The organism is Bernardetia sp. Wsw4-3y2 (genome assembly GCF_037126295.1).
Taxonomy (GTDB): domain Bacteria; phylum Bacteroidota; class Bacteroidia; order Cytophagales; family Bernardetiaceae; genus Bernardetia.
Genome location: NZ_CP147017.1, coordinates 4117773 through 4136755 on the forward strand (window position 1 = coordinate 4117773; position 18983 = coordinate 4136755).

General features: G+C 30.8%; 16 protein-coding genes. 5 read left to right on the plus strand and 11 right to left on the minus strand.

Annotated features, from left to right (window positions below; all coding sequences use genetic code 11):
• Positions 1 to 87: 87 nt before the first annotated feature.
• From V9L05_RS16975 to V9L05_RS16985, 3 genes are all read right to left on the minus strand, one after another.
• The gene (locus V9L05_RS16975) at positions 88 to 4032 is read right to left on the minus strand and encodes a tail fiber domain-containing protein (protein ID WP_338813034.1); all 3945 of its coding nucleotides are present in this window, start codon (positions 4030 to 4032) and stop codon (positions 88 to 90) included.
• A 313-nt stretch (positions 4033 to 4345) separates the two neighbouring features.
• Positions 4346 to 4867: a 2-amino-4-hydroxy-6-hydroxymethyldihydropteridine diphosphokinase gene (gene folK, locus V9L05_RS16980; RefSeq protein ID WP_338792027.1), complete on the minus strand. Its 522-nt coding sequence runs from the start codon at positions 4865 to 4867 to the stop codon at positions 4346 to 4348.
• A 94-nt stretch (positions 4868 to 4961) separates the two neighbouring features.
• Complete coding sequence (locus V9L05_RS16985; RefSeq protein ID WP_338813036.1) at positions 4962 to 6440, minus strand: hypothetical protein; 1479 nt, start codon at positions 6438 to 6440, stop codon at positions 4962 to 4964.
• A gap of 377 nt (positions 6441 to 6817) precedes the next feature.
• On the opposite strand from V9L05_RS16985, the gene V9L05_RS16990 reads away from it, so the two are divergent.
• Both V9L05_RS16990 and V9L05_RS16995 read left to right on the plus strand, forming a co-directional pair.
• Positions 6818 to 8185, plus strand: a complete 1368-nt coding sequence (locus tag V9L05_RS16990; protein WP_338813038.1) for a hypothetical protein — start codon at positions 6818 to 6820, stop codon at positions 8183 to 8185.
• Positions 8186 to 8225: 40 nt separating this feature from the next.
• Positions 8226 to 9110 carry an alpha/beta hydrolase-fold protein gene (locus tag V9L05_RS16995; RefSeq protein ID WP_338813040.1) on the plus strand — a complete coding sequence of 295 codons (885 nt, stop codon included), beginning with the start codon at positions 8226 to 8228 and terminating at the stop codon, positions 9108 to 9110.
• Between the two features lie 307 nt (positions 9111 to 9417).
• On the opposite strand, the gene V9L05_RS17000 is transcribed toward V9L05_RS16995, so the two are convergent.
• On the minus strand, positions 9418 to 9876 hold the full coding sequence (locus V9L05_RS17000) for a nucleoside deaminase (RefSeq protein WP_338813042.1): 459 nt from the start codon (positions 9874 to 9876) through the stop codon (positions 9418 to 9420).
• Between the two features lie 336 nt (positions 9877 to 10212).
• Between V9L05_RS17000 and V9L05_RS17005 the strand changes: the two genes are divergently transcribed.
• Positions 10213 to 10935, plus strand: coding sequence for a sigma-70 family RNA polymerase sigma factor (locus tag V9L05_RS17005; protein ID WP_338813043.1), 723 nt, complete (start codon positions 10213 to 10215; stop codon positions 10933 to 10935).
• Between the two features lie 99 nt (positions 10936 to 11034).
• Positions 11035 to 11331 carry a hypothetical protein gene (locus V9L05_RS17010; RefSeq protein WP_338792021.1) on the plus strand — a complete coding sequence of 99 codons (297 nt, stop codon included), beginning with the start codon at positions 11035 to 11037 and terminating at the stop codon, positions 11329 to 11331.
• A gap of 165 nt (positions 11332 to 11496) precedes the next feature.
• Here V9L05_RS17010 and V9L05_RS17015 read toward each other — a convergent pair whose 3' ends face one another.
• Positions 11497 to 12126 (minus strand): peroxiredoxin, encoded by a 630-nt coding sequence (locus V9L05_RS17015; protein WP_338792020.1) that lies wholly within the window; start codon positions 12124 to 12126, stop codon positions 11497 to 11499.
• Positions 12127 to 12546: 420 nt separating this feature from the next.
• Between V9L05_RS17015 and V9L05_RS17020 the strand changes: the two genes are divergently transcribed.
• Positions 12547 to 13005 (plus strand): peroxiredoxin, encoded by a 459-nt coding sequence (locus tag V9L05_RS17020; RefSeq protein WP_338792019.1) that lies wholly within the window; start codon positions 12547 to 12549, stop codon positions 13003 to 13005.
• 186 nt (positions 13006 to 13191) lie between these two features.
• Here V9L05_RS17020 and V9L05_RS17025 read toward each other — a convergent pair whose 3' ends face one another.
• From V9L05_RS17025 to murG, 6 genes are all read right to left on the minus strand, one after another.
• Entirely contained in the window at positions 13192 to 13920 is a 729-nt protein-coding gene (locus V9L05_RS17025; protein ID WP_338813045.1) for a phosphatase PAP2 family protein, read from the minus strand.
• A 31-nt stretch (positions 13921 to 13951) separates the two neighbouring features.
• Positions 13952 to 15391 carry a DUF5982 domain-containing protein gene (locus V9L05_RS17030; RefSeq protein WP_338813047.1) on the minus strand — a complete coding sequence of 480 codons (1440 nt, stop codon included), beginning with the start codon at positions 15389 to 15391 and terminating at the stop codon, positions 13952 to 13954.
• Between the two features lie 86 nt (positions 15392 to 15477).
• Positions 15478 to 16767, minus strand: a complete 1290-nt coding sequence (locus tag V9L05_RS17035; RefSeq protein ID WP_338813049.1) for a HAMP domain-containing sensor histidine kinase — start codon at positions 16765 to 16767, stop codon at positions 15478 to 15480.
• Positions 16764 to 17438 (minus strand): response regulator transcription factor, encoded by a 675-nt coding sequence (locus V9L05_RS17040; RefSeq protein ID WP_338792015.1) that lies wholly within the window; start codon positions 17436 to 17438, stop codon positions 16764 to 16766. Before V9L05_RS17040 ends, V9L05_RS17035 begins: the two co-directional genes overlap by 4 nt.
• Positions 17439 to 17556: 118 nt before the next feature.
• A complete protein-coding gene (locus tag V9L05_RS17045) occupies positions 17557 to 17790 on the minus strand; it encodes a hypothetical protein (RefSeq protein WP_338813050.1) in 234 nt (77 codons plus the stop codon).
• 4 nt (positions 17791 to 17794) lie between these two features.
• On the minus strand, positions 17795 to 18913 hold the full coding sequence (gene murG, locus V9L05_RS17050; protein ID WP_338813051.1) for an undecaprenyldiphospho-muramoylpentapeptide beta-N-acetylglucosaminyltransferase: 1119 nt from the start codon (positions 18911 to 18913) through the stop codon (positions 17795 to 17797).
• Between the last annotated feature and the right edge of the window lie 70 nt (positions 18914 to 18983).

Here is an 18983-nt window from a genome sequence, read left to right on the forward strand (position 1 = left end):
TAAAAAAACTATTCAATTATACAATATATATAATTGAATAGTTTTTTTACTAAGTAATTTTATTTTTCTAAGAATTAATTATTAAAGCTATTCTTCTTCTAAAGAAGCTGTTGATGTAGTATTGTCTTCTTTTATTCCTAAAGATTCTACCAAACTAGTAAGTTGTTTTTCCAATGCTTCCACTTTTTTAGCCAAAACAGAATCAGTATTTTCTTGAGCATTTTGGTTTTCTTGAAGACTTGCAACAATGGTTTTTAGTTCTGTAATCTGCTTTTTGAGATTTTCAAGTTCTATTTTTTGTATTTCAATTTCCTCTTTTTGTTCATCTATTATAGTTTGCTGTTCTTTTGTTGCTTCTATTAAAACAGGTACAAGACCTATATAATTTACAGATTTATAACCTTCATTGTTTGTATGAACCAAATTAGGAAATACGTCTTCTATTTCTTGTGCAATAACACCAAACTGTAATTGGTCATCTTTGCTTTTGTCTTTCCAATAATAATTTGTTCCACGAAGAGAAAGAATATTTGACAGAGAATTATCTAGTGTATTGATTTGTTTTTTATAACGACGGTCACTTGTTATGAGAGTGCCACCCGCTAAAAATGCATTTCCATTATCTCTCAATTCAAATATGTTAGTGTTTCCACTATTTTTAGCCAAAATAACTAAAGCATCTGTATTTGAATTTCTATTATGCAAAGATAGTAGAGTGTCAGTTTCATTTTTTCCCATTACTTGTAATACTGTTCCAGTAGCTGTTAAATCTTTTTCTTCTACTGTAAATACAGGTAAGTTAGGATTGGAAGAACTTGCATCCTGTCTGTAAAAATTAGCTACTTTGCCCTGCGTTCCTATAGCTTCTATAGCAGATCCAATATGTCCTCCTGAAGATATTGTCTTAACAACAGGAGTAGAGTTAGTATTATTGCTGATAGCACTTATAGCTCCTAATAAGCCATCTGAGCTTATTGGTCTAACATGCAATTTAGCACTCGCTCCTGTGGGGTTGCCTACAAACATATTTCCATTAATAGTAGTATTTGAATTGTTACCTCCTATTGAAGTATTTCCACCACTCGGTTGAATATTTACGTTTCCTATAGTAGTACCATTTCCACCTGACAAATTCATGTTTCCTCCTTGTCCACTTGGATCTGTTGATTCTCCTGCTGTCATTGAAATTCCACCACCAGAAGGGTTTGGTGTAGAAGCTAAATTTAATGTAAAATTAAATATTCCACCTAAATTTTTATCTAAAGAAAGAATGTCAAAAGGAAAGCCTGAATCTGTAACTTTCAGATTTGCATCAGATATAATTACATTATCTGGGTTTATACTAAAACGAGTTGTAGGTGCAGGTTCTGTTTGAATTTGGGTATTGAATTTAAAAGTTTGGTCTAATGCTGTAAGTTCTAAGTTGGCTAATCTGAATGTTGAGGGAGGAAAATAAGCTATTCTGGATTCTAAAATAGTTTTATCTGTAGAACCAAGATTAAGATTTTTTATTTGATTTATATTAAAATCAAAGTTATTATAATTAAAAACACTCCCTGGAACACCTGATATAGAAGCAGCTCCATCGATAACAACATTATTAGATAACCTTCCTCCTAAACGAACTTCATTAGAACCATTTATTTCTACTCCATCTATATAATTAACATTAACAGCAGAGGATAAATTAATAGGAGAAGGTGTACCAATAGAAGGTGGAATATAATACAAATCTCCGTCAGACTCTTTTACATAAAGTCTTCCAAAGTCATTATTGCTTGCAAAAGCACTTACTATAATATCTTTTTTTATTCCTATTATTCCTCTAGAATTAATAGTCATTTTTTCCTCTACTGATCCATTAGTTGGATTACCTGTGTGAAACGATAATGTAGAAGGAATGCCAGAACCAAGGGGTGCAGATGTTGCAGTCATTGATATTCCTCCAGCATTTGAAAAACCTGATCCCTCAAAGCCATCAAAATTTATATTACCTAATATATCTCCTGCTGCTATAGTTGTTGGGTTTGTTAAGTCTCCTCTTGACCTTTGTAGTGTTATAGAAGATGTTTCTGTATTGCTTCTACTGTTGATAGTAATATTAGTTCTGCCATCATTAACTTGAGTAATATCATCTACATCATAAAATTCTGCTTTTGATGCTCCTGAACCGTTGGTTTCTAGTCTCAAATATCCTTCTTCTGAACCTCCTTGTGTTACAGTAGATAATGTAACTATACTTGTACCAGTACCTTGTGTATTAGCTACTACATTTACTTCAGCATCATTTGTAGTATTTTGGTTTGTTGCATATAAATAGTTACTAACTACACTTGTTTCATCTCTATCTGTTCCTACAGAAACATCTCCTCCTACATTAGCGACAAAACGACCTGTTCCATTGACTTCTAAATTGAAAGTAGGAGCTGTTGTTATTTGAGTATTTTGTGTCAATGCTCCTCCCAATCTAACGGTATTTAGAGCATTAGTAATGCCACTTTCAAAAGTCAATGGACTAGAACTTGTATTTATAAAAGAAAGACCCCAACGTAAGTTTCCTGAGCCATCAGAATATAATTTGTTTGTTAGTGGAAAAGAAGGAGCAGAATTAGGTAAATTGAGCCACCCATTTAATAATAATTCAGAATCAAAAGAGGTATTATCTCCTATTTCTATATTTCCACCTGCTGACTGCATTTGTATATCTCCATCTGCATCGATTTCTACGTTTCCATCGGCATCAAGTTCTATATCTCCATCTGCATTTATATCAAAGGCATTTATATTATCTACTGTAAGATTTGTTTCAGTGCTTAGTTTTTCAATAGAAAACAAACTTGTTCCCAAGACTTGATCTCTAATATCAAATTTACTCCCAATGTCATTTAGATACACATTTGTTGTATATAGATTTGAAGGAGCTGCTGATGAAAAAAAAGAGGAGTTTGTTCCATCAGTAATACTAAAGGCTGCATCTATAATAGCTACATTAGAACCAGTTGTTCCCGAAAGCGATAATGTGTTGATATTTGTTAAAGAGACATTATTACTATTAGCATCTATTGTTGTGGCATTTGATAAAGTACCTCCTAAAGAAATTCCAAGTGCTGTTGTTGTTAATCCATTTGTAGATTTAGCTGATATTTGATTGCCTATAATATCAATACCATCACCAGCTGTGTAAGTGGGAATACCACTAAGTTGTGATGCGATATAATCTGTCATTGCTAGTTCACTTACCAAAGCATTATCAGAAAAAGGACTTGTAACACCTCCACCACTATTTGTAGTGAGAGAGTTTGCATTAAAACCACCTAAATATAAATCATTTACAAGTAACTCGTTTATACTTGTAGAATTAGATATATTTACATTTGAGCCATCATCTGTAATTGAACCATCTACTAAAGTTGTTCCATTCCAAAATGGAACAGTTTCATTAGTAAGTGAACCTACTTTTGGGTCTGATTCTGTAGTGATAGCTGTTCTATCAATCCAAACTACCTGACCCGTTGCATCAGTTGCAAGTACTTTGTTTGCTCCTCCACTTGCTATATCAATTGTTTGGATAGTTCCATTGACAATTTTGAGGGATGTAATAGAATTATCAGAAACTGAATTAGCAGTATGAGCATAAGGAACAGCATGCAAAACAGTAACTGGAGTAAGTGCATTTCCATTGACACTAACACGCAAACCCAAAGAAGGATGTTGTGAGAAAAAATTGCTAGTAAATGGAGTCTGAGAACCCAAAACAACAGAATAAAGTCCGTCTTGTACATTTATAGTTTGTGTTTCTGTCCAATCAACTGTATTTGTTGTAGGATTAACTAATTCGAAAACCATACTAACCGAACCTGAAAAAGGAATTCCATCCTGAACTAATTTCCCTTGATAAGTAATCTGTTGAGTAGATGTTTGAGCTTGAAGTGAAGTAGTAAAACTAAAAAGGCTTACTAAACCTACTAATAAAATAAAATATATTCTTTTATAAAAATTAATAGATAGAGAAGGTAAATAAATTGTTTTCATAATGTTTTTCAGAATTATAAGATTAGATTCTTAGATAATGGTAAACTAATTTAGTAATTTTTCTTTAGAGTTGAAATTTTTACAACTAAATCAACAACGTACAGACTAAAACAAAGGTTTATGAAAATATCTATTGCTTAAAAATAGTAAAGGTTATCACAGTTATTTTGTATAGCAGTCTTCCAGACTGGTGAATTTGATAAAATGCTGTTTCTAATGTTCAGAGTGGAAGTTTAAACTCTCAAGATACCTTTGAGGTGTCAGATAGATTACATTTGCATATAAATAAGTTTGCTCAGTTACTTAGTGTTATTTAAGTAAGTATGAAAAATTTTTCCACAGGCAAGGTGTCTAAACAGTCTTCCAAAAGCTGCTTATTCGTTTTATCAAAAACAGGATGCACAAAATTAGGTGCAATCTCTACCAACGGAACAAGCGTAAAACGACGTTGGTGTAAAAATGGATGAGGGATTTTCAAGTCTTTTTTCTCTTTTGTAGTGTCTTCTTTTTCTTCTAAAACTAGATTTTCATAATAGAGAATATCTATATCAATTGTTCGGGCATACCATTTTTGATAACGTTTTCTACCTAATTTTTTTTCTATTTCATCAATCTGAATCAATATTTCTTGTGGAGACAATAGAGAAGAGACTTGAATAACTTGATTCAGAAAAGAAGGCTGATTTTCTACGCCCCAAGCAGCTGTTTGATACATGCTTGATTCTAGTTCAATCTTTCCAATCTGTAAAGAAATATTTTTTTTTGCTTCTAAAATATTCTGTTCTCTATCTCCTAGATTTCCTCCTAATACTAGAAAAACTGTTTTTTGCTTCATTTCTTATTCTTTCAAAAATAAATATAAAATCAAAACGAGGATAATTTTTTTTATGAATTATCCTCGCTTTGTTCTAATTAAAATTACTGCTTTTTTACTCAACAATAAAATAATATGTTATCTGAGTGGTTTGGTTAAAAGTGTCTGTTGCAGATATAGTTAAAGTATAACGAGTTCCTATACGATCATTCTGATCAACAAGAAATCTATTATTACTTATGCTAATTACTAATCTATTGACTAAATCACCTGCATCTAAATTTACTCCATCTATTTCTATATTGTTTCTCTTCCAACTAACATTATAACTATCCAAAGCTACATCTTCTATTATTTTTGTTTCTGTACGAATAGTAGCTCCTGCTGATAGTGTAGTGGGTGGGTTATTAGGATTGCTATTAAAAATACTTGGCTCGTCATTGATATAATTAAGACCAAGTTCTATATCAGGAGCTTCATTAGGTAGAATATCAATAATAAATTCTCTTGTTGTTGGAGCATTGCCAGCAACATCTGTCGCTTCTACTTTAATTGTATAAGTATCTTGATTTTGAGCATTCGATGGAATAGGAACAAAAACCGAATCATTTCCCACAAGATTAAAAATTGGGTTATTAATATTTTCACCACTAATTAAAGGAGTTGGATCATTATTAAAATAGACATATACATCTTTTAATGTTCCAAGGCTATCCCTTACAATTCCACCAGTAATAAATAATTTTTGTCCTTGTATGACTTCTATTTCACCTATTTCATTAAAAGGACGGTTGACTTTAATTTTTTCAATGATTGGACTTTGAGTATCGCAATTCATTGTAAAATTAATACTAACACTTCTAACGTTGTTTTCAAAGTCTTCTGCTGTTATTATTAAAGTAAGCAAGGAGTCATTAGGTACATCTAGAAATACTAATTCATTACCAAAAACAGTTGCTAAATTTACTGAATCAACATCATTGGTAGAAAATGTGCGATTAATAATCCTAGTACCTGTCTCAAACTGTGCTGTTATAAGCTTTATTCCAACATTATCTGTAATAAAACCTCCTAAGGGAACTTTTTCTAATCTACAAGCAGGATAACTACCATCATCAAAAGCTTGAATATTAGGCAATAAAACATCTGGAAACGTGGGTTTTGTAGCATCAGCCCCCACAATAAATTCTCTTGAAATAGTATTTTGTAATCCACTAATATCAATGGTTGTAATTGTAAGTTCGTATTTGCCCAAAGAAAAAGAAGAGGGAACGATAATAGAAGAATCTTTTAATTCTAATACTCTTGCTCCTACATTATTTATTTTTTTAGTATTTGTCCACGGACGAGAAAGAGTTTCTGCTGGTTTTATATCAATTATTACTGTATCTATTCCAAAGTTATCAGACAAAACAGTATTCAAAAAAATTGTATCTGATACATTATACTGATTATTTAGAGCAAATTCTCCAATAAGAGGCTGAGAAAGGTCTTCAATAGGAACACATCTAAAAAAGCCAACTATCAATCCTAAAAAGAATAATGATAGAAATGAATATTTTTTATAGAGTGATTTATAGAATAAAAATTTCATAAATTTTATAATTAGTATAGCTTGTCTTTATAGTGAATACTATTAAAAAAGACCTATTTATTCAGACTAGGAAGACTGAAATAGTTATAACCTACAATTTGAGTTACTTACATAAAATCAGTAAATGAGATTCAAAGTTAAGGTTTTACTAGCACTTTAAAGTCTAAGACTTCTTTTTTTATTAAAAATACAAACAATAAAGAGTATTTTCAAAAAAATACCACTTATTTTTGAGATTCTTTCCTTAAATTGATTTTAAAACTTATGTTTTACTTTCTAAATCAATTGGCTACATCGTAGTAAAGTTGTAATTTGATTTATAAAGTAAGAATACATAATTTCGAAAACTTGCATTTTTACCAATTCAAAAAAGATATATGCTTTTTAAAAAAATTATAACTGCTTTTGTCGGACAGACAGACACCAATGACGGAATTGATATACGATTCGGTAGATATTCTGACGCACACAAAACATTAGAAAAATATGATTCGTGGGCAAGATCGACAGGTTTTTTCGAAGAAAAAAATTATTTGCAAGCCTATTTAGAATTTTTTAATTACTTATTAGATGATAACGAAAGCAATCTGAATTATGATACAGTTCAGATTAATAAAGATGGAAATGTAGCAGATTTTAAAATAGATTTTACGTTACAACAAGGCTCAAAAATAGTTCGTGGTTTTGCTAATTCGGAAGAGTTTGTAGGAGAAGTAAAGCTCGTTCAGGTAAAAGGAGATTTGCATGTTGCCTTAGGAAGACGATTAATGGAAATGAATTATAACCTTTTGTACAGTGGATTTTCGTTAGATGAAAATGGCATAATTTGGATTCGTTTTACAACTAATACTGTGGATAGTTTTGCAGGTAAGTTATATAATGGACTTAGAGAAATTGCTACTCGTTCGGATGCACAAGATGATTTATTATTAAATGAATTTACAAATCAATTAGAATCTATTGACGATAAGCATATTGAGTTTTTATCAGAAGAACATCAACAAGTAAAACTTCGTTTTTTGAAAAAATGGATAAAAGAAGCATTAGATGAAATAAAAAAACTAAATACTGAGCGTCTTGCTTCTGCTATTTCATACATGTTATTGACACTCTTGTATCGAATAGATTATTTACTGACTCCAGAAGGAACAATTACAGCTATATTAGAAGACATTCATAAAGTAGTTTTTTATGACCAAAATAGATTGCCTGTGCAGCGCAATGATTATGCAATAAAAGAATTTGAAAAATTACTCGCTCTCTCTGATAAAGAATTAGTATCTAATTTTTATGAAACTAAAGCTACATTTGGTATTTCAAAACCTGCTTATGGACAAGATATAAAGGAGATAATAGAAAAACAGTTGCAGGCTGCTTCTTGGTTTGATAAGAACGAACAGCAAGAGTTTACTCCTTTTGTTTTTGAATATATTGCTGGATATTGTTTATTTAATTATGGATTACCACGTCCGACAAAAGAGTTTTTACATCTTTATTTTCAGATTATTTGTCCAGATTATTTTGAAGCATTGGGAGCAAACCATACTTTTTCTGAAAAAAAAGAAAACCAAATTATTTTACAAAAGAATCTAGTTATAAAACGAATTGATTTTATTTTGGAAACGTGGGAAGAAATGTATCCCACTATTACCGACAAAAAAACTAAAATTGATTACAAAGACTTTACAAAATTTTCCTTTGATTATTTTTCTTTTGTAAAAGAGTTGAAAATTACTAACCAGTAAAATTATTATCAGTTAATTTCATAATTACCATTTCTAAACTATGAAAAAAATAGAAATAAAACTACCTAATCCACTTGCACCAGCGAAATCTATTCTTATAGATTATCATCTTCCAGAACAAAGAACAAATTCTCAAACCCCTATTATTGTTTTTCTACATGGTTTTAAAGGCTTTAAAGATTGGGGAGCTTTCAATCAAATGGCTCAAATTTGGACACAAAAAGGGTTTTTAGTTTTTAAAGTCAATTTTTCTCATAATGGAACGACAACCGAAAACCCTCTTGATTTTGAAGATTTGGAAGCCTTTGGACAAAATACAATTACAAAAGAACTTTCGGATACAGCAACAGCAATCAATTTTATTTGTAATAAAAAGTCAGATTTACCAAAAAGGAATATAGAAGATATTCGCCTTGTTGGGCATAGTAGAGGAGGAAGTACGGCTATTATTTATGCATCTAAAGACAAGCGTATAAAAAAAGTAATTACACTTTCAGCAGTTAGTGATTTAGAGGAGCGTTATTTTAATGAAAAAAATAAAAACGAGTGGCATAAAAACGGAGTGGTAATCATCGAAAACGGACGTACAAATCAGAAAATGCCCTTATTTGAATCTTTACACGAAGATTTTAAGAAAAATCCTGTAAACTATTCTGTAAAGGAGGCAACTCAAAAACTCAATACAGCAAATACACCACAGCTTATTCTTCACGGAGCTAAAGATATGTCAGTGACACCACAAGATGCACAAGATATTTTTGAATGGAGTCAGTCTACCACTAGCCAAAATCAAAATGCAAAACTGATTTTAGTAGAAGAAGCCGACCATACTTACAATACCAAGCATCCCAATTTGATAAATAACATTGAAGAATTGCCAACTTCTTTTTTGGAAATGACAAATTTGGTAGCTCGGTTTGAATGATTTACTCTGATTTTTTGCTCACAAAACAACTATTTGAAAATTTGAATGCACGAATGTTGAAAATTTAGACTTTTTAAAAGTTAAAAAATATTAAATAAATAAATGTTAAATTTTGAGCTAATTTAAAAATTGTAGAATACAGCTTTTAAATTGACTTTTTTTTATCTCCTATTTTTGATTTTTTCTAGGCAAAAAGTTGGAAAGAAAAAAAAATGAAAAAAAATGAAAAACTCATAATTTTACTTTTTTCGCTTTATCTGCAAACCAATGTAATTACCTCTAAAACCCTATTTTTCAAAATAAATCATTAGCTACGCAATTTTTTAAAGAATTTTTTTAATAACTCTTCACATTCTTGCGCCAAAATTTCATTTTCTATTTTTATCTTTTTTGGAAACAAATTTGAATGTGTAAGAATAGAAAAACCTCGTTGAAAGTCATTTGCACCATAATAAATTTCTGAAATCTGTGACCAAGCCAATGCGCCAGCACACATCACACAAGGCTCAAGGGTTACGTAGAGCTTACAACCTGTTAAATACTTAAAATTTAGCGTATTGGCAGCAGAAGTAATAGCAATCAGTTCGGCGTGAGCAGTTATATCTTGTAGTTTTTCAGTCATGTTATGCGCTCTAGCAATGATTTTTTGGTTATAGACAATGATAGCACCCACAGGAATCTCTCCAGCTTCAAAACTTTTTTGAGCTTCTTTTAGAGCTTCTTTCATAAAAAAATCGTGTGGAAAAGGTGTTAAAAAATTACTCATTTATTGTTTATTTATCCTATGTAATTTATAATATGTTATTTGAATACTTTTAACAAATATAACGCCCTGTAAATCTATATTTATATTAAAATTAATCGTTGATTTTTGTTCATTCGTCGAAAATATTATTTTGTTTGCCGATACAATGCTGTTGTTTATGTAAATTGGCATTGTTAATGATAGGCGTGTTTTTGTATGACGAATAAAAATTTTCTATGTAACTTTCATTTTTAATAAAACGTTGTTATATTTGTATATATCAATCAATTATTACAGACACAGTACACTTCGTACTTCTTTTTAAAGCAATACCCACTACTAAGCCACGTTAAGAAGATGCAAACTAAAAGTAACTTACGCAAAGAAAAAAAGTCTATAAAGTCTAAGACTGAGACTCAAATTAATTTTAATACTACTAAGAGAAACAAGAATTCTCTTTCTTTAGAAGACTTATTGCAAGCTAATGATAGTCAGCTTATTACACTTTACAAATCAGGCGATGATAACGCCTTTGCTGTTCTGTTGAATCGTCATAAAAATAGAATTTTTACTATTCTTATCACAATTGTAAAAGATACTTATATAGCTGAAGATTTGATGCAAGAAGCATTTATAAAGGTAGTAGATACTATTCGTTTGGGCAAATATAATGAGGAAGGAAAATTTTTACCTTGGCTCTCACGTATTGCTCATAACTTGGCAATAGATTACTTTAGAAAGCAAAAACGTTATCCTACCATTACTGTAGAAGACGGTAGTACAGTTTTTAATACAATTGAATTTACTCAAAAATCTTCTGAAGAAGCTCACATTGAGCAAGAGATTTGTGAAAATTTGAAAAGACATGTGCGTCAGTTGCCTGATGCTCAAAGAGAAGTATTGATTATGCGTCAGTATTTTAATATGAGCTTTCAAGAAATTGCAGATGCCACACACGTAAGTATAAATACTGCACTAGGAAGAATGCGTTATGCTCTTATCAATCTTAGAAAACTTATGGAGGCAAGCGAAGGAATTAACAATGATGTCAATAATGATGTCAGAAAATCAGTTAATTAATTTGTTAGATTATAAGTGATTGAAAAGATTGAATACGAGCTTGAATCAGAACAACTCAAAAAAACACAGGTTATTCTATCTATATAAGCGAAAAAGCGTATGAAAAATCCAATCCTATCTAAAATTAACTCATTAATTAATTCTACATCAACAACTGCCTCAAGTGATAAAGAAACTGATTTTCAGTATCTTCAAAATATGGTAGTACGTTATGTGTATCAAGAGACTTCCTCATTAGAAAACTCAAAAGTAGAGTTGTTACTTCAATCTAACGAAAAACTAAATCAGTTTTTCTATGAAATAGTAAGTCTGAAAAAACAAATGGATGATTGCCAAACAAGGCACAAGCCATCAAATCAGACAATAAGTAATATATTGAATTATTCTAAAAAATAGAATTTCATTTTTATATAAAACATAAATAAAATAAAACCTTTGCTTAGTGGGTAGGCAAAGGTTTTTTTATGAAATAGAAACTTTACAAAGTTGCGAACAAAAAAACAGATAATCTTTATTTTAGATTATCTGTTTTTTTAAGTTTGAGTAATTAGAAAGCAAAAATTACTTTTTACCTAAATAATTAGCTACACTTTCTCTAGTTTCGTGCATTGCTTCTTTTCCTTCTTCCCAGTTTGCAGGACAAACCTCACCATGTTTCTCAACATAACGAAGAGCATCTACTAAACGGATATATTCGTCAATGTTACGACCCAAAGGAAAATCATTAATAGAAATATGCTTGATAATTCCTTCTTTATTGATTAAATATGTTCCACGAAGACAAATTGGTGCGCCTTCAAAAACAAGATTGTTTCTATCGTCATATGTGTAGTCTCCACCCAAAACGCCATAATTTGTAGCGATTGTTTTAGCTGTATCAGCTACCATTGGGAAAGTTACACCTTCAATTCCACCTTTATTTTTTGGAGTCATAAGCCAAGCAAGGTGAGTTTCTTCTGTATCAGTAGAACAGCCTACAATAGCTGTATCTTTAGATTCAAAAAGAGCTAATTTTTCTTGAAAAGCTAAAATTTCAGTTGGGCAAACAAATGTAAAATCTTTTGGATAAAAGAAAAGGATTACATTTTTTTTGCCAATATATTGGTCTAATGAAAAGTCGTTAATGATTTCTTCGCCTTCAATTACAGCAGGAGCAGAAAAACGAGGCGCAGGATGATTCACTAAATTCATAGTATAGATTCTGTTTAAAATGGTAAGAAAATTAATATTAATTATTCTTTGTGAAAACTAAGATGCAAAATTAAGCACTTTGAGCTAAGAAAAAAAATCGATTTCTAAAATAACTCACTTACTTAATTTTCTATGAAGTTGTTTAAGAATAGGTTTGTGTATTTGTTGGTGTCGTTACGCTAAAACACCAACAAAAGCTGTGTGTTTTTCCATAAAGCAGGATTTGCAAACCCTACTTTCTTTATTGAAAAATAATTTTTCTATTCATTAAACAACTTCAATATCAAAACCTCCTATATCAAAAATAGTTTTGATTTTTTAGACAAATTAAAATTTACTTGTTTTCAAACTAATCACTATCAAACCAGTTTGATAATCTATTAATTAAATACTTTCATTTACAATTTAAAAAATATACTTATGGGACTAAAAATTGGAGAAAAAGCACCAAATTTCACTTTAGATTCTACTTCAGGTGAACAGTTTACTCTTTATGATTCGGTAGGCAACGAACCTTGTATTATTTATTTTTATCCAAAAGATTTTACGAGTGTTTGTACTGAACAGGCGTGTTCGTTTAGAGATGAGTTTGGGGCATTTAGAGATTTAGGTGTTACAGTTATCGGAATTAGTAAAGATGATATTGAAACACATTTGCGTTTTAAAGAAGAATATAAATTACCTTTCGAACTCTTAGCAGACACAAAAGGAAAAGTTGCAAAACTATATGATTCTTTACTTCCTATTGTTTCGATTCCTAAACGAAATACATTTGTTTTGGCTGGAGATAAAACAATTATGGATATTCAAAGTGACTTAACTTCTGGCAAAAGCAAAATTAGAGAAGTGGTAGAAAATCTGACAAAGAAATTTGAGTAAAAAACACCATTTTTATATAGAAGTTGTTTAAGAATAGGTTTGTGTATTTGTTGGTGTCGCTATGCTAAAACACCTACAAAGGCTGTGTTATTTTTCCTTAGAATTGGGTTTGCACAATTCTAAGGAAAAATTTGCATTCTTAAACAACTTCATAATTAATAGCTGAACTGTGTCCTCTAGTTCAAATTATTCTACAGTTTTTTTTCTATATATCTCAACGAGATTGATTATAAAAATACAAAAAATTACCCAAATTAATCCAGCAATAAAACCTCCAGCTATATCTGTGGGAAAATGAACCCCTAAATAAATACGGCTAATTCCGATACTCAAAATGAGTAGCACAAAGAGTGTAATGATACCAATTTTTAAAAATTTATTCATTTTGAATCTGTAACACAAATAGACTAAAAAGCCATAGAAAGCCATTGCACTCATTGCATGTCCACTTGGATAACTCAGAGTAGTTACCGTAACTAGATGTTCTGCACTAGGTCTTGCTCTATCTATAAATCTTTTAAGCATTATATTCGAAATTGATGCAATCAATAAAACACCTGTTGTTTGAAGAACATATCGCCATTTTTTGAAAGCTAAATAACTAACTATGGCAAATACAGCAAGGGCAATTAAATAACCATTACGGTCGCCTACATGAGTTACAAAGGTAAAATAACGGGTCAGAAAAGGAGTACGAAAAGATATAATGTAATCAGCAATTTGTCTGTCATAACTAGCTAATACATCTTCCTTTATGTGTTCTGTAAGCTCAATAAAGACATTCATTCCACCTACAACTACAATAAAAGCTATTATAGCAGTAATAATATAAGATAAGTTGGGATTATCCTTATTGAAAATGCCTAATAAAATGCTTCTTATTTTTCGTATAAATTCCTTTAGTATTTGTTTCATTTTTACGTATTGTTTTTATTGGATATAAAGTTTAAAAAATTTGTCCTATTCCAAAATAAAGTAAAGCATCCTCTTTTGAACGTCCATAATCAAGTGATAGAATGGTAGATTGATTCCAAGCAATTCTCAATCCTGTACCATACGAAGTTTTTATATTTTCAAAATTCAAATCTTGCCATTTATCCCTTACTGTTCCTGCATCTACAAAAGGAGCTAAAGAAAATCCAAAAAGCTGTTTAGCTATTTTTGTTTCAAGCAAACGAATTCTTAATTCTATATTTGTAAACCACATTGCTCTAGCTAAAAACCGATTTTGTCTGTAGCCTCGTAAAGAACTTCCACCACCTAAAGCATTTATACTTCCATCTGGACTCCATTGGTCTTGATATTCAAAGAAAGGAGCATTATTTCCAAAAATATTTCCTATTCCTATTCGTCCTGCTAAAACAGTTCTTTTTCCGACAGGTAATTTTTGAAATGCCCGTCCTTGAATGAAAAATTTATCAAAATCAAACTGTGAGCCGATTAATTTACTTGAATATTCATTAGCTACTTCAAAATAAACTCCTTTTGTGGGATCTGGTTCAAAATCTCTTGTATCATAAATAAGAGCTGACTGAATAATTGAAACCCAACCACCTTTTATTCCAGAAATTGTACCTTCTTGAAAATCTCTTCTTAGAAGCGAAGAACCATTTGGTACAACTAAGGTTTCTCTTGATATTGGTACTCTTCCATCTGTTTCTAGTCCTTCAAAAGTTGCATAACTAAGATGCTGAATTTCATAACCTCCCATTGCTCTCCATTTACCGTTTCCAATAGCATAATCTGCTTTTAAATTGAGCATGTATTCAGTTTCTTTGAATCGATTTGAAAGTGCATCAGTTACAAAAATTATTTCGTTGTTATTCATTTCCGTTTCATCAGATAAACGAATTATTTGTCTTGCTTCATCAAATGCTTTATAGGTATCAAAAGTTGCAGTTGAATTGGATGGAAGACTTAACTTTCCCAATGTTTTTTCTGTCAAACCAAAATATAAATTGGTTGGGTTTTGTTGTGCTTTTACATCAATTTTGAATCTCCAACGTGTGCCTTTATAATAAGGAACATCTAATGACAAAGAGATTTCTCTAGCATTAGAAGTATAATAAGCTGCATTTGCTTTTAATTTGGCTAGATAAGGTGTATAGGCAAAAAGAGGATTTTCTCGCTTTCCATTCCAATATATATTGCTATTTATACCAAAACCAAAACCTGTAACAGGGTCGGAAGAGAAATCAGGCAAACCTGTAACAAAAGTTGCTTCTCTCTTTTTTTCTAAATCTTCATCAGACATTTTTCTTGATTTGATAAATGAAAGACTATCTATTTCTGAGTTAGTGTTCTGAACTTGGTCTTGTGCTTGTAATTGATTTTGAAAAAATAAAGTAGAAAATAAAAGAGTTAAAAATAAGATTATTTGCTTCATGGTTAATTCTTTGTTTTGTAGGTTTTTAAAATGATATGCTACAAAACTCGTAAGCAACTTTGAAGAAATTTTGAATTTTTACCTTCTTATGAGAATTCTACTACAAAAACATGAAAATTATTTTCAAACTGATACAAAACTTTCCATTTATGCGAATTACAAATCTGCTTTATAATATTTAACCCCAAACCACTTCCCAAAGAACTATTCGAAACCTTTACAAAACGATTAAATAAATCTTTTTCCTCTAAAGTAGCATTGCCCGAATTACAAATTTTTAATTTCTCTTTGGTAAGAATAACACTTACTTTTTCATGTTGATTGCTATGCCGAATGGCATTTAAGAGTAGATTGTTGATGAGAATTTCTACTAAAGTCGGATTCCCATCTTTACTCAAATTTGGTTCTATATGTGTTTGAATAGTTAAGTTTTTATGTTCAAAATGCTCCTCCAAAATTTCTAAAGAATAGCTCATTAATTTACTAATTTCAATAGTTGTAGTTTCTTGAAATTGATTGTTTTCAATTTTGGCAAGCAGAAGTAAATTTTTATTGATTCTTGAAATACGTGTAAGTGTGGTATTCATTTCTTCAATAATTTGATACTGATTTGTAGTGAGTTCTTTTTCTTGTAAAAGTAAACTTAGCTTTCCTTTCAAAATAGCTAAAGGTGTTTGAAGCTCGTGAGAAGCATTTTCAGTAAATTCTTTTTGTGTTTGATAGACTTGAATATTCTGTTTAATGAGCCTACTCAAAGCTATATTCAATTCTTCAAATTCGAATGTAGTCGTTTTTTTAAATTCAATTTCAGAATTATTAGTTAAGTTGAAATTCTTTAGTTTGGACAAAGTAGAACGAAAAGGTTTCCATAATCGAACTGACAAAACTCTATTTAAAACCAAAAAGCCAACTAATAAAACGATAAGAAATACAAAAGTAATTTGAGCAATAGCCACCACTGTTTCCGAACTTTCTTCTAAATTAGACTCTACTGTTAGAATATAATTTTTTTCATTGAGTTTAATTGTCTTTGATAAACCTCTAAAACGATTTATATCTTCATAGTTTAGATAAGGATTTTTTCTGAAAATAGTGTAGGTGCTGTCAATAATTATGTTTTCAGAATTCGTTTTTTCTAAGTTGGTATTGGGCTGAATTTTATTTAAAAGAATAATGCTTTGATTTAATTCAGTTTGATTAAACTCTAATTTTTGAAGTTCATGTTCTATTTTTTCTGCTATCAATTCATTGTTTTCATCTAATTCACTAATCCAAATGGCATCAATAAAATAAAAATAAGTAGGTACACTTGCCAAAAGTACAACAAGCGAATAAATGGTAAATGAAAGTAGTGTTTTGTTTAAGAGTTTTTTCATATTTCCCATTTATAACCTGTGCCATAAACTGTTTTTAGATACAATTCACAACCTGCATCAGTTAATTTCTTTTTCAGATTTTTGATATGTGCATAGACAAAATCATGATTATCAAGCATATCGGCAAAATCGCCAGACAAGTGTTCGGCTAAAGTGCTTTTTGAGATAACTCTGTTTTTATTTCCTATAAAATAAAGAAGTAAGTCAAATTCTTTTTTTGTAAGAATGACGGTTTTGTCTTTTACTAAAACTGTTTTTGAAAGTAAATCAATTTCTAATTCGTTTTGCTGTATGGTATTCGAATTGGTAAATTGTTTTCTGCGAATAATCGAATAAATACGAGCTGCTAGTTCTGAAAGATGAAAGGGTTTTGTTAAATAATCATCTGCACCAAGTTTTAAGCCTTCTATTTTATCATCTAAAGCATTTTTGGCAGAAATAATAATTACTCCTTCTTGTTTGTTTTGGCTTTTGAGTTCTTCCAATATTTTCATTCCATTGCCATCAGGCAACATAATATCTAACAAAATACAATCATATTGATAGGATTCTATTTTGGTAATGGCTTGCCCAAAAGTAGTCGCAAACTCACACAAATAACTCTCTTCAGAAAGATAATTAGCAATGTCTTTGGCAAGCTGAGTTTCATCTTCTATAATAAGGATTTTCATAGCCACAAAGAAACAAAGCAATTTTGAATTTATTTTGAATTAAATCAGCTTATACATTTTCTACAAAAAATGAGTAGCTTTTTTGTCTTCCACTAAGGCTAGTATTTTCCAAAAGCAATTACATTATAGTTATGGAAGATACTCCTAAATTTTTAGCTTTTTCAATAAAAGATAATGTTTCCTCTAAATCAGAAAATTCTAAATAAACCTCTTCGTCGTTTAATAATTTATCAACATTGCGTTTAGCAATTCCTAAAGGAATATTGAATTCATATCTTTGCAAAAGTGTTAGGTTTACCTTTTGCATACCTTCTTCCCATCCAAAAAGTTTTATCCTACTATTTTCACTCATAATCTTACAATCTACTTCCCAACTCCATAACTTTTCTAGCAATATCCTTTGCAGCATCAGGACGAGCAAAACTCCTAATATTATTCTTTAGTTTTTCTTGTTGGTTTTCATCATTCAAAACATAAATAAGCGTCGGAATAAGTCTTTCGTTGGCTTCATTATCTTTTATAAGCATGGCTGCATCCTCTTTAGCTAATGCCATTGCATTTTTGGTTTGGTGGTCTTCAGCTACATTTGGCGAAGGAATTAAGATAGCAGGTTTTTCTACCAAAGTAAGTTCAGAAATTGTCAAAGCACCAGCACGACCAATGACAATATCAGCACATTGATAGGCTTTTTTCATATCGTAAATAAAGTCATTTACAAAAAGAAGAGGATGATGGAGAAGATTCTTTGCAGCTAGTTGTTTTTTTATAGAATCAATATAAAACTTTCCTGTTTGCCAAATAAGCTGAAAATCATGTTCTAAAATCGTTTCTAGACCATTCAAAATTGCTTCATTGATGACCTTTGCGCCACCACTTCCACCCATTACCAAAATGGTTTTTTTGCCTTTCATAAGATTAAAATAATCAAAATCGGATTGAGTTGAATTAGGCAAGTTTTTTAAATCTGAACGAACAGGGTTTCCAGTAAACTGTATTTTTTGTTTTGGAAAATAACTATCCATATTCGGATAAGCCACACAAATTGCTTTTACTTGGCGTGAAAGAAGTTTGTTGGTAAGTCCTGCGTGTCCGTTTTGCTCTTGTATAAGTGTAGGAATCCCCATTGTTGTAGCTACTTGCAAAACTGCGCCACTTGCATACCCACCCGTTCCGACGACTACATCAGGTTTAAATTCTTTTATTACGTTGCGTGCTTGATTTAAACTTCCAAAAAGGCGAACTGGAAATTTTAAGTTTTCCAAGATATTTTTGGGTGAAAAACTGCGCTGTAACCCCCGAATAGGAAGACCAATGACACGATAACCTGCCTTTGGTACTTTTTCCATTTCCATTTTTCCCTCTGCACCCACAAACAAAATTTCTGTATTTGGATTTATAGCTTTTAGGGCATCAGCAATAGCAATTCCTGGGTAAATATGTCCACCTGTTCCACCTCCACTTATGATTACTCGCACGATAATTTGATTTTTGTGATTTAATATTTTGTAGGTCTGTAGTTTGCTCCTCAGCGTGAGAAACTACATT

What these genes read in the sequence shown, in the direction of transcription:
- V9L05_RS16990 (WP_338813038.1), top strand. Translation starts at nt 6,818, where the DNA reads ATGCTTTTTAAAAAAATTATAACTGCTTTTGTCGGACAGACAGACACC.
- V9L05_RS17030 (WP_338813047.1), bottom strand. Translation starts at nt 15,391, where the DNA reads ATGAAGCAAATAATCTTATTTTTAACTCTTTTATTTTCTACTTTATTT.
- folK (WP_338792027.1), bottom strand. Translation starts at nt 4,867, where the DNA reads ATGAAGCAAAAAACAGTTTTTCTAGTATTAGGAGGAAATCTAGGAGAT.
- V9L05_RS17000 (WP_338813042.1), bottom strand. Translation starts at nt 9,876, where the DNA reads ATGAGTAATTTTTTAACACCTTTTCCACACGATTTTTTTATGAAAGAA.
- V9L05_RS16975 (WP_338813034.1), bottom strand. Translation starts at nt 4,032, where the DNA reads ATGAAAACAATTTATTTACCTTCTCTATCTATTAATTTTTATAAAAGA.
- V9L05_RS17015 (WP_338792020.1), bottom strand. Translation starts at nt 12,126, where the DNA reads ATGAATTTAGTGAATCATCCTGCGCCTCGTTTTTCTGCTCCTGCTGTA.
- V9L05_RS17045 (WP_338813050.1), bottom strand. Translation starts at nt 17,790, where the DNA reads ATGAGTGAAAATAGTAGGATAAAACTTTTTGGATGGGAAGAAGGTATG.
- V9L05_RS16995 (WP_338813040.1), top strand. Translation starts at nt 8,226, where the DNA reads ATGAAAAAAATAGAAATAAAACTACCTAATCCACTTGCACCAGCGAAA.
- V9L05_RS17005 (WP_338813043.1), top strand. Translation starts at nt 10,213, where the DNA reads ATGCAAACTAAAAGTAACTTACGCAAAGAAAAAAAGTCTATAAAGTCT.
- V9L05_RS17010 (WP_338792021.1), top strand. Translation starts at nt 11,035, where the DNA reads ATGAAAAATCCAATCCTATCTAAAATTAACTCATTAATTAATTCTACA.
- V9L05_RS17020 (WP_338792019.1), top strand. Translation starts at nt 12,547, where the DNA reads ATGGGACTAAAAATTGGAGAAAAAGCACCAAATTTCACTTTAGATTCT.
- V9L05_RS17040 (WP_338792015.1), bottom strand. Translation starts at nt 17,438, where the DNA reads ATGAAAATCCTTATTATAGAAGATGAAACTCAGCTTGCCAAAGACATT.
- V9L05_RS17035 (WP_338813049.1), bottom strand. Translation starts at nt 16,767, where the DNA reads ATGAAAAAACTCTTAAACAAAACACTACTTTCATTTACCATTTATTCG.
- V9L05_RS16985 (WP_338813036.1), bottom strand. Translation starts at nt 6,440, where the DNA reads ATGAAATTTTTATTCTATAAATCACTCTATAAAAAATATTCATTTCTA.
- V9L05_RS17025 (WP_338813045.1), bottom strand. Translation starts at nt 13,920, where the DNA reads ATGAAACAAATACTAAAGGAATTTATACGAAAAATAAGAAGCATTTTA.